The sequence below is a fragment of the Methylophilales bacterium MBRSF5 genome (genome assembly GCA_001044335.1).
Classification (GTDB): Bacteria; Pseudomonadota; Gammaproteobacteria; order Burkholderiales; family Methylophilaceae; genus BACL14.
This window is the reverse complement of record CP011001.1, coordinates 1,058,746-1,069,685: the sequence shown is the minus strand read 5'-3', so window position 1 is coordinate 1,069,685 and position 10,940 is coordinate 1,058,746. Positions and strand designations below refer to the sequence as shown.

9 protein-coding genes are annotated in these 10,940 nt (G+C 36.7%); 6 read left to right on the top strand and 3 right to left on the bottom strand.

All coding sequences use genetic code 11. The features are described 5' to 3' along the window. Position 1: 1 nt before the first annotated feature. Positions 2-1,258 (bottom strand): membrane protein, encoded by a 1,257-nt coding sequence (locus UZ34_05740; protein ID AKO65181.1) that lies wholly within the window; start codon positions 1,256-1,258, stop codon positions 2-4. A gap of 73 nt (positions 1,259-1,331) precedes the next feature. Between UZ34_05740 and UZ34_05735 the strand changes: the two genes are divergently transcribed. Continuing rightward, on the top strand, positions 1,332-2,936 hold the full coding sequence (locus tag UZ34_05735) for a hypothetical protein (protein AKO64853.1): 1,605 nt from the start codon (positions 1,332-1,334) through the stop codon (positions 2,934-2,936). Here the strand turns inward: UZ34_05735 and UZ34_05730 are convergent. Further along, positions 2,913-4,103, bottom strand: a complete 1,191-nt coding sequence (locus UZ34_05730) for a hypothetical protein (protein AKO64852.1) — start codon at positions 4,101-4,103, stop codon at positions 2,913-2,915. The genes UZ34_05735 and UZ34_05730 overlap by 24 nt on opposite strands. Beyond that, complete coding sequence (locus UZ34_05725; protein ID AKO64851.1) at positions 4,104-5,048, bottom strand: proline iminopeptidase; 945 nt, start codon at positions 5,046-5,048, stop codon at positions 4,104-4,106. 328 nt (positions 5,049-5,376) lie between these two features. Here UZ34_05725 and UZ34_05720 point away from each other — a divergent pair, with 328 nt between their 5' ends. The 5 genes from UZ34_05720 (at position 5,377) to UZ34_05700 (ending at position 10,939) form a co-directional block, all read left to right on the top strand. Next, positions 5,377-7,254: a methanol dehydrogenase gene (locus UZ34_05720; protein AKO64850.1), complete on the top strand. Its 1,878-nt coding sequence runs from the start codon at positions 5,377-5,379 to the stop codon at positions 7,252-7,254. 120 nt (positions 7,255-7,374) lie between these two features. Beyond that, positions 7,375-8,253: an ABC transporter substrate-binding protein gene (locus UZ34_05715; GenBank protein ID AKO64849.1), complete on the top strand. Its 879-nt coding sequence runs from the start codon at positions 7,375-7,377 to the stop codon at positions 8,251-8,253. Positions 8,254-8,462: 209 nt separating this feature from the next. Further along, a complete protein-coding gene (locus UZ34_05710; GenBank protein ID AKO64848.1) occupies positions 8,463-8,954 on the top strand; it encodes a cytochrome C in 492 nt (163 codons plus the stop codon). Between the two features lie 83 nt (positions 8,955-9,037). Next, positions 9,038-9,604 (top strand): cytochrome C, encoded by a 567-nt coding sequence (locus UZ34_05705; protein AKO64847.1) that lies wholly within the window; start codon positions 9,038-9,040, stop codon positions 9,602-9,604. Positions 9,605-9,616: 12 nt separating this feature from the next. Continuing rightward, positions 9,617-10,939 (top strand): pyridine nucleotide-disulfide oxidoreductase, encoded by a 1,323-nt coding sequence (locus tag UZ34_05700; protein AKO64846.1) that lies wholly within the window; start codon positions 9,617-9,619, stop codon positions 10,937-10,939. Position 10,940 lies beyond the last annotated feature (1 nt).

The window sequence follows — 10,940 nt, the reverse complement described above, 5'->3', positions numbered from 1 at the left end:
ATTATATTACCCTAAATAAAATAATTGTGACTAAGGTTGGTATTAATGCCCCTAATAACAGCCCTAAAGGACTAACAGCTTTCTCATTAAAATATTTTTTTAATATACTAATCCCAGCTGGGTTAGGAGCATTGGCAATTACAGTCAATCCGCCACCTGTCACTGCTCCTGCCACTAATGAAATTTTGAAAGGTTCACTCAAGCCATCAACAAGAGAGCCCAAGTAAGTTAAAGCAGCATTATCTGTGAAAGCAGTAAGGATTGTGGCGCCAAAATAAACGGCATTATCACTCATTGAAACGAGAACTGGTTGGAGCCACCATTGTTGAACACCACCAATCACCACAAGGCCTGCTAGGAAGAAGGCTACTAATAACGCTTCTTTTAAAATTAATTCAGATTGATAGTGTTTGTATGCGGTGGTAATTCCCAGAAAAAACAAGAAAAGCGCCATAAATACAGCTGGGTGATGGGCAAAAATAACTACACCTAACAGAAACAGAAGATGGGTAACCGTTAGGGCAAAAGGAACCCCTTTTTTTGTTTGAGCTTTGAAATTAATTTGAGATAACTCTTTTTTATAAAAAAATGTAAGTGCTGATGCATTGATGAGAACGGCAATCGCTGACCTCCAGCCAAAATTTTCCATCATAAATAAGATATCCCAATTCCAAGTTCCAGCAACCATTAATACTGGAGGTGCAGCGTAAGGGGTTAAGGTACCTCCAATTGAGATATTAACGAAGAGAACACCAAGAGTTAGGTACTTAAATTTATCACTTAATTTATTGCTGTAATAAAGTCTACCTAAAAGTAATGCAGCAAGCGTCATGGCTGCCGGTTCTGTGATAAAAGATCCTAATAAAGGAACAAAACTCAGCAAAAGAAAAAACATTCCAACTTCAGTCTTTATTGGTATTAATTTACTCATCAACACCACTATTTTTTCTGAAGATTCTAAAATAGGTTTAGTTGCAGCAATGACCATAATCACAAAAACAAACATTGGTTCGGTAAAATTTCGTGAATCAACATAGCCAACAGCAGAGGAGCTGCCCTCTAAAACAAACATAAAGACCACTAAAACCATAGCCCAAAAGCCAAACACAATTTCTACCTCTCCAAGAAGATGAAGGATGCCAGAAAATTTTTTGTGAGTATGAGCCAGATGTTCAAAGTACTTTGTAGAAAAAGTATGTAAAATTGCAATAGCGAATAAAGCTGTTCCAATAATATTTATAGTAGTTATATTTTCCATAACGGCCATATTCTAGCATGTTAATTTTGATTAATTGAACGTAAATAAATAAATTTAATCTTTGCAAATGACAATGAAACCATTTACACAAACCGACATTGAAAAAATGATTGATCTTCACAACTCTGGAGATCATTCGCAGGTAATTAAGCTTGCTAAAAGTTTTTTAAAACATAACTCTAATCAAATTTTTCTCTGGAATATCATGGGTGCCAGCTATGAGAGAGAAAATGATTTGATGAACGCTAAAAATTGTTATGAGAATGCCGTTCGGTTAAATAATCAGATTCCTGAGATTGTTTTTAACTTAGGTGCAATTAAATTTAACTTAAATGATTTTGATGGCGCATTGCAAAATTATGATCAAGCACTATCCATCAAGCCAGATTTTGTAGAAGTCCATTTTAATAAAGGTATTTTGTATCAAAAAAAAGGTGAATTTGCTTTGGCATTAGAAAATTATCACAAGGCATTAGAAATCCAGCCGGGATTTTATGAAGCCCTTAACAATATTGGATCCGTATATCAGCAATTGGGTAAATTGGATGATGCGATTGCAACTTATAAAAGATCACTAGCGATTACTAAAGCATCGAGAACTCATTTTAATTTAGCTGGAGCTTTGAGAAATCAGGGAAATTTAAAACTAGCCATTACTGAATACACGAATGCAATTAATATCGAAAACGGTAACCCAGAATTTTTTACAGACATAGGGGACGCACTTTGGCATGATGGTAATGTGGATGAGGGAAAAAAATTTCTTCTAAAAGCAATTGAGATCGATCCAGGCCACCCCAAAGCAAATTATCAATTAGCTATTTTTTATTATGATCATGGTTTATTAGATCAAGCATTCCATCATTTTGAAAAAGCAAATATATTTGATTCAGAATCAAGAGCGCTACATTGTCTCTACAAACTAAAAAAGTACCAGGACTTTGAAAAAAAATTAAAAAAAGTAATTGGGAAAAAACATACCTCACCCCTCTTAGCAACATTATCAACACATTTTGCGATTAATTTTAACAAACAAGATGTTTATAATTTTTGTCCTGACCCACTGAGTTTTGTGATGCATGCTCAAGTCCCTGAGCTGGTAGATAACAATAAAGCATTACTTAAATCATTACTCAACGATATTGAACAAGCAGAGATATCTGATCGCAAGCAAAGTCGGCTGTTTAATGGAACTCAGTCCTCAGGTAATTTATTTCAACGTTCAGAAAATTCTTTTAGGGCATTATCTGAGGGTTTAAAAAAACTCATTCAATTGTATTTTCAGTCAAATAAAGAGAAATCTTGTGCATTTATAAAAATGTTTCCTAAAGAGATCAGCTTTAGCAGCTCGTGGTATGTTCGAATGAAAAAAGGAGGTCATCTTACCTCACATATTCATGAGGATGGTTGGATCAGTGGCGCAGTTTACCTAAAAATTCCTCAGCATAGAGATAATGCAGATGAAGGGGCAATTGAGCTTAGTACCCATGGAGATAACTACCCTGTCGAGCATGATAATTTTCCTAAAAAAGTGATACTTCCTAAAGAGGGAGATGTGATATTTTTTCCATCATCTGTTTTTCACCGCACAATTCCATTTGCTTCTGATGAAGAGAGAATTTGTATCGCATTTGATTTGAAACCGAATCCTGAATTAATTAATAATAATTTTATTTAAGTTTCTTAAAACATAGTTTTGAAACTCTAGATCCTCACTTAATAATTTTTTAAAAGTGGAGTTGGGAATTTTAATGATCTTTGCCCAGTCAGAAACAACAACAGCCTCGCCTAATCTTTTTGTATTATTAATCACAGACAATTCACCGAAATATTGATTATTGTGAAATAACCTTTCATTTCCATGTACTGTTGTTTTGATTTGACCATCAACAATAAAATAAACTGATGTTGATGGCGAATCGTAACTAAAAAGAACCTCTTTTTTTTGAAGACGAATAATATGGGAGTGAAAGAAAATTTTTAATAATGATTTGGACGGATGAAGAAATAAAGACCTAAATTTATAGACCTCCAAGTTGAATATGAAGGCTATCAACTCAATCCCAAATAAAAACCCAGCAACATTAAGAAAAAGCCAAATTAATGAAATAAATAAATTTCTCATACTGCCATAAAAAATTCCATAGGATTGACTCATACTCATAATGAGGTCAAACATTTCATGCAGAAAAATCCAAACAATGCAGGATGCGGCCGCACCAACCAACAATAAGGATTGAGGTAATTTTTTTTCAGGCGTCATTATCTTGAAAAAAATAGCGATAAACATTATTAGAGAAATGCTGGAGAATAAAATTAGCACTACTGATTTCTCACTAATTGGTATGAGCGTATGAAATAATCCAGCTAGGTCAACAAGGTACTTGGAGATAAAGATATAGATAAAGAAAAGAAAAATCACTAATAAAAGGATAACGATATCAATAAATTTATTTACATAAAATTTACGTTTTATTTTCTTATTAAAGATGATGAGGAAGTTTTTTCTTAAGGAGTTTGCAAGCGGACTGGCCGCCCAAAAGAGAATAAAGAACCAAAACCAACCTAAACCCTTTGAGTTATCGGTAAACTTTTTGACTTGCAGCATAATTTTACCTGACAGTTCAGGCAATAAGTTTGATGTGATGTTTTGGAGCTCATTAAAAATAATATCTGAATTTGAAACCCACTTGCTCAGTATAAGAAAAATGAGAATAATAAAAGGAATCAAGGTGAATAAAAAATAAAAGCTGGTCGTAGCGCACAATGATAAAAATCGATGCTGACTTAGATTTTGTGAAAAGTGAGCGAAATAAAACTTACTTTTCCAAATAAAGTCTTTCAATTAGGAATACCTTTTAAAGATCTCGGTTGCATCAATTAATGCGTCAGTAACTCCAGGCTCTGAAGCAGAATGACCAGCGTCAGGAATTAATCTAAAATCAGCATGAGGCATTACCTTATATAAGTCATCTGCTGTTTGGGGCGGACATACCATATCATATTGACCTTGCACGATAACGGTGGGAACTTCATTCAATTTTTTGATTGATTCTAAAATCACGTCTCCATCGACAAAACACTTATTTTTTATGTAATGTAATTGCACTCGCGCTCGAGCGAGCTCTTCAGGATAATTAATCGTTGGCGCTTCCTTTTGATCTTCGTAAGTGAGTTTTAAAATACTTCCCTCAAAACTATTCCAAGCATGGGCGGCTTTCTCGGCAAGTTTTGTATCTTTGCCAAAAACTAAACGGCTGTAATCAGTCACTAGTGATTGTTTATTTATGGAGTGATGAAAAGATAATAACTTTTCATATTTTTTTGGAAAGAATATCTCAACATCTTTTAAAAACCAGTCGAGCTCAAATGGTCTGCTAAGAAATATTCCTCTTAATATTAAACCTTTAACCAATTCTGGAAATTTTACAAAATAAGCCAGTGCTAATGTGCTGCCCCAAGATCCACCAAATAAAAACCACTTATCGATATTTAAATGTTTCCGAATTGTTTCAATATCATTGATTAGGTCGTTGGTTGTGTTGTTTACAATTTCACCAGCAGGGGATGACTGACCACAACCTCTTTGATCGAATAAGATGATGCGATAGTGGTCGGGATCAAAAAAACGTCTTTGCTTTGGCCCTGTCCCACCACCAGGACCTCCATGAAGAAAGATGATAGGTTGACCCGATGCATTTCCAGATTCTTCTACATATATCGTATGCCCGGAATCTACTGTTATATGGTGTATTTGGAAGGGTTCTATCTCTGTATAAAGTGTTTTCATAAGCAAAAAACTTTCAAAATAATCACAAATATTTACAATCTCTTTATTATATATGATGCACTAAACTATGCTTAATTTTAAAAAAAACCACTACATATTGGTTTAATACAGTAGATTAATACAATATTTATTAATAAAAAATTTAAATCAAATAAATGTAAATAAATTGTAACAAAAGTGTTGCAATTTAATTTAGATGGGTATAAAGTGTTTTTCAAGCACATGAAGTTAGTGCTACAGTAAATGAAATCCACTGTGTAAATTTTTTTATAGAGAGGGCTTTATTTGCTTCTTTTTTAACCCTTAGTATTAACTATGGAGTTTTATAATGAAATTAAATAAAATCAAATTAGCTCTTGGTTTAGTAGCTGGTTTTGCTGCTTCAGCACCTATGGTTGCTTCAGCTGCTGCTGATCAAGAAAAAGCTATCAGTGATCCAAATAACTGGGCTCACCCACGTGGTAACCACACAAATAACGGTCACTCTGCTTTAACACAAATTAACAAAGGTAACGTTAAGAACCTTAAAGCTGCATGGACATTCGCGACTGGTGTTAACCGTGGTCACGAAGGCTCACCATTAGTTATTGGTAGCACAATGTATGTTCACACAGCGTTCCCAAACAACGTTTACGCTTTAGACCTTAACAACGATCAAAAAATCGTTTGGTCATACTTCCCAAAACAAGATCCTAGCGTTCAAGCAGTATTATGCTGTGACAACGTTAACCGTGGTCTAGCTTTTGGTGACGGTAAAATTATTCTTCAACAGAACGACGGTGTCATGGTTGCTTTAGACGCTAAAACTGGTAAAGAAGTATGGACTGCTCAAATTACAGATCCTAAAGTTGGTGCTACAAACACATCAGCTCCACACGTAATCAAAGACAAAGTTCTTCAAGGTTGCTCAGGTGCTGAATTTGGTGTTCGTTGCTTCTTCCAAGCTCTTAATCTAAAAGACGGTTCAACTGCATGGAAAGCATACTCAACAGGTCCTGACGCTGAAGTTTTAATCGGTAAAGACTTTAACAAAGACACACCTTTATACTCAGCACTATCAGTTTACGAAGATGTAAACGGTGGTAACAAACAAGGTGGTTCTTTCAAAAAAATCCCTACTGACCAACTTAAAGGTGGCGAAACAGACCTAGGTGTTAAAACATGGTTAAAACCACAAGCTGTTAAAGACGGCTGGCAACATGGTGGTGGCTCTGTATGGGGCTGGTGGCCATATGACCCAAAAACAAACTTAGTGTTCTACGGTACAGGTAACCCATCAGTTTGGAACCCAGACGTACGTCCAGGTGACAACAAATGGTCTATGACAGTTTTTGCTCGTGACTTAGACACAGGTATGGCACGTTGGGGTATGCAAATGACACCACACGACGAGTGGGATTACGACGGTATTAACGAAGTTATCTTATTCGACAAAGGTGGTAAAACATATGCTTGGCACCACGATAGAAACGGTTTTGCTTACACATGGCAAGCTGACAACGGTGTTTTAGTTGCTGCAGAAAAAGTTCACCCATTCGTGAACTGGGCAACAGACGTTGATCTTAAATCTGGTGTTCCAAACAAAGTTGCAGAACACGCAACTCACCAAGACTACAACACTAAAGGTACATGTCCAGCTGCTTTAGGTACTAAAGACCAACAGCCTGCTGCATACTCACCTAAAACAGGTTTAGTCTACTCACCAATGAACCACGTATGTATGACATATGAGCCAGTTGAATCTAAATACGTTGCTGGTCAGCCATGGGTTGGTGCGACATTAACAATGTTCGCTGGTCCTGACGGTGTTATGGGCGGTTTTGCTGCTTATGACCCAATGACTAACAAAAAAGTATGGTACAACAAAGAGAAATTCTCAGCTTGGGGCGGTGCTTTAACTACTGACTCAGACTTAGTATTCTACGGTACTTTAGATCGTTGGTTAAAAGCTCTTGACGCGAAAAGCGGTAAAGAACTTTGGAAATTCCAAGTTGGTTCAGGTGTTATTGGTAATGCCTTCACATACGGCCACAAAGGTAAGCAATACGTAGGTGTGCTTTCTGGTATCGGTGGTTGGGCTGGTGTTGCTATGAACCTAGGTCTAACAAATGACACAGACGCACTTGGTGCTGCTGGTGGTTATAAAGAACTAACAAAATACAACGCTGCTCCTGGCGGTGGTGCATTAACAGTATTTAGCTTATAATTCTCGAATTATAAGAAACTAATTACTAGTTAGTTAGTCTTACGAACACCCTACTTCGGTAGGGTGTTTTTTTTTGTGTATAATCACGGACAGTAAATAATATTTGAGGAAAGTTTGATCATGTTTAAAAAAGGATTATTAGGAATTTTGGCGGTATTGGCATCTCCATTTTCGATAGTGGAAGTCTATGCGAATGATATTTTAAATGACGGTAAAGTGGGTGAAGTAAGACGAGTCCCAGGTGATAATGAATTTAAAGTGTGTGCCGACTCCAATAACATGCCTTACTCTAATGATAAAGGTGAGGGTTTTGAAAATAAAATCGCTGAACTTCTTGCAGCAGACATGGGCAAAGAATTATCATATCAATATTGGTTTGATCGCTTTGGTTACTTAAGAAATACCTTAAATGCGTGGCGTTGTGATTATTTGATTGGTACCAATACAACTTATGATGCCGTAGATACAACAAAACCATATTATCGAGCGGGACATGTGTTTATTTATCGAAAAGATAGCGGTTTAAACATATCAGACTTTAAATCGGAAGATTTGCGAAAAGTTGAAATTGGTTTGAAAGATAAAAGTCCAGTGGCTGTTGCTCTTAATGATCATGACCTAATGGCGAATGCAAGACCTTATCGAATTCAGCGTGACCTCACAGAATCGCCAGGTAAATTAGTGCAAGATGTGATTGATGGGGTTGTGGATGTGGCGATTGAATGGGGCCCAATTGGCGGTTACTATGCAAAACAGTCTGGTGTTGATTTGGTGGTAGTACCTGTTCCAGAATATGAGCAAGTAAAACAAACTGGAAAAACATACTGGAATATCTCAGCCGGTGTTAGAAAAAGAGAAGCTGAGAGACGTGATGAGATAGAAGCTGTGATCATGAGAAATAAAGATAAAATATTGAAGATACTTGATGATTATGGCATTCCACACTCAGAGCCGGTATTTGGAAGTAACTTAGACGGGTATAAGCGCCATAAGAACTAAAATTGTAAATAAATTGTAAAAAAATGTTTAAAAAGGGGTGTATTTTCACCCCTTTTTTTATATAATATTTAGTAGATATTGACTACCTCAGATCAAGTTTTTAAATAACCCTGATAGTTATAAATTATTAAACTATTAAACAATTTTGTTAGTCTTGATGATATGGACTGTTCATATTGTTTTGGATTACAAAATAAATAGGAGAAAATATGTTTTCAAAGAAAGTAGTAGTTTCATCACTATTAGCTGCATTAGTTGGTGTTTCCACATTAGCCTATGCTAATGTCAAGTTCGTTAAAACAACTGACAATAGTGAAATTAAATTCCCTAAAGAAGCATTAGAGGGCACAGATGCTGAAAAGGAATTCTTAGCCACTGGTAAAAACATTTACGTTGGTGACGCTGAAGCAATTAAAACAGGTAAAAAACGTTACAACCTGTGGTCATGTACACAGTGCCACGGTCCAACAGCTAAAGGCCAAGTGGGCCCAGGTCTAACTGGCCCTAAATATAACTATGCTAAAGACACAACCAACAAAGGTATGTTTGAAACTATCTGGGCTGGTACAAACGGCGGTATGGGTGGTAAAGGCTACGGCATTATGGCAGAAGATGATGGCTTAACTGTTGATGAGTTACTTAAAATCATTGCTTTCGTAAGAAGTCATGGTAAAGATTTAACTGGTAACGAAGGTTTATAATTCTTCGCGACTAACTAGTTACATCTAGTTTATAATAACGGCTGATAATTTATCAGCCGTTTTTTTTGTGATCTGGGAGGGTTATGAAGTTTATTAGCGTGTGTTTGCTATCACTTTTTTTACTGGCATGTTCAGAAAATAATAGTGATCCAGTAATTGAGGATAATAATCTTACCTCTGAAGATCAAGCTCAATCTATAGATCAAGACTCAGATATCTCAGACATCAAACAAGAAACTGTCAAGTTCGTTAAAACAACTGACAATAGTGAAATTAAATTCCCTAAAGAAGCATTAGAGGGCACAGATGCTGAAAAGGAATTCTTAGCCACTGGTAAAAACATTTACGTTGGTGACGCTGAAGCAATTAAAACAGGTAAAAAACGTTACAACCTGTGGTCATGTACACAGTGCCACGGTCCAACAGCTAAAGGCCAAGTGGGCCCAGGTCTAACTGGCCCTAAATATAACTATGCTAAAGACACAACCAACAAAGGTATGTTTGAAACTATCTGGGCTGGTACAAACGGCGGTATGGGTGGTAAAGGCTACGGCATTATGGCAGAAGATGATGGCTTAACTGTTGATGAGTTACTTAAAATCATTGCTTTCGTAAGAAGCAACAGCAAAGATTTAACTGGTAACGAATAGAAGGAATATCATTTGGAAAATATACATCGGGTAGTGATTGTTGGAGGCGGTGCAGGTGGACTAGAGCTAGCAACAAAATTAGGCAATACCCTAGGCAAGAAAAAACTTGCTGAAATTATATTAATTGATGCCAAAAAAACTCATGTCTGGAAGCCTTTGCTGCATGAGATTGCGGCAGGTAGTTTAAATCCTGACAAAGATGAACTGGAATATCTGGCTCAAGCACATTGGCATCATTTCAAGTTTCGATATGGACGTGTTAATCAAGTAAATAGCAAAAATAAAACTGTATCAATCGAGCCAACCTACGATATAGATGGAACTGAAATCATACCTTTGCGTAAAATTAAATATGACACCTTGGTCCTATCTGTTGGAAGTACAGTCAATGATTTTAATATCCCAGGCGCAAAAGAATTTGCAGTGGCCCTGGATACCCAAGATCAGGCTGAACGCTTTCATCAAAAATTACATAATTCAATTTTAAGAGCCCAAACTCAAAAAGGTTCGGTCCGGCCGGGCCAGCTAGAGGTAGTGATTGTGGGCGGGGGAGCCACTGGGGTTGAGTTGGCTGCTGAGCTTCACAAAGCCACTCGTGAGATGACAGCTTATGGATTAGATCGAGTCAATCCTGACCGAGATATCAGCATTTACCTAGTTGAAGCAAGTAATCGATTACTTCCAGCTTTACCACCAAAAATTAGTGTGTCTGTGGAATCCGAATTACGCAAACTCAATGTAAAACTATTTTTAGGGGAGCGTGTGACTAAGGTTACAAAAGAGGGTATTGAAACTCAGTCCGGAAAAAAAATTCTTTCCACGCTTGTGGTTTGGGCTGCAGGAATTAAGGCCCCGGAATTTTTATCTCAGATTAAGGGCATAGAAGCAAATTCTATTCATCAGATCATGGTTGAATCGACATTACAAAGTACATCAGATGCTGATATTTTTGCATTTGGCGACTGCGCAGCATGTCCAGTTAAACCCGGTTCTGATCTATTTGTGCCTCCACGAGCACAGGCTGCACATCAACAAGCGTCTATGCTCTATAAATCTATTAAATCTCGCATATTAAAACCTAACAGGGCATTACCCAAGTATGTTTACAAGGATTATGGCTCTTTAGTAAATTTAGGAAGATATTCAACCGTAGGAAATTTGATGGGCTCACTCCTTGGGGGGAGTATGTTCATTGAGGGATTAATTGCTCGCTTAATGTATCTTATGCTTTATCAAATGCATCTGTCAGCTTTGCATGGGGTAGTAAGTGTCGTCTTTAGGTTATTAGGTAAGATTATTTCCAGAAGGACTGAGGCAAGAGTAAAACTGCATTAAG

Excerpts from the sequence above, each read along its gene's own strand:
- UZ34_05740 (AKO65181.1), bottom strand. The coding sequence starts at position 1,258 with ATGGAAAATATAACTACTATAAATATTATTGGAACAGCTTTATTCGCT.
- UZ34_05735 (AKO64853.1), top strand. The coding sequence starts at position 1,332 with ATGAAACCATTTACACAAACCGACATTGAAAAAATGATTGATCTTCAC.
- UZ34_05725 (AKO64851.1), bottom strand. The coding sequence starts at position 5,048 with ATGAAAACACTTTATACAGAGATAGAACCCTTCCAAATACACCATATA.
- UZ34_05720 (AKO64850.1), top strand. The coding sequence starts at position 5,377 with ATGAAATTAAATAAAATCAAATTAGCTCTTGGTTTAGTAGCTGGTTTT.
- UZ34_05715 (AKO64849.1), top strand. The coding sequence starts at position 7,375 with ATGTTTAAAAAAGGATTATTAGGAATTTTGGCGGTATTGGCATCTCCA.
- UZ34_05710 (AKO64848.1), top strand. The coding sequence starts at position 8,463 with ATGTTTTCAAAGAAAGTAGTAGTTTCATCACTATTAGCTGCATTAGTT.
- UZ34_05705 (AKO64847.1), top strand. The coding sequence starts at position 9,038 with ATGAAGTTTATTAGCGTGTGTTTGCTATCACTTTTTTTACTGGCATGT.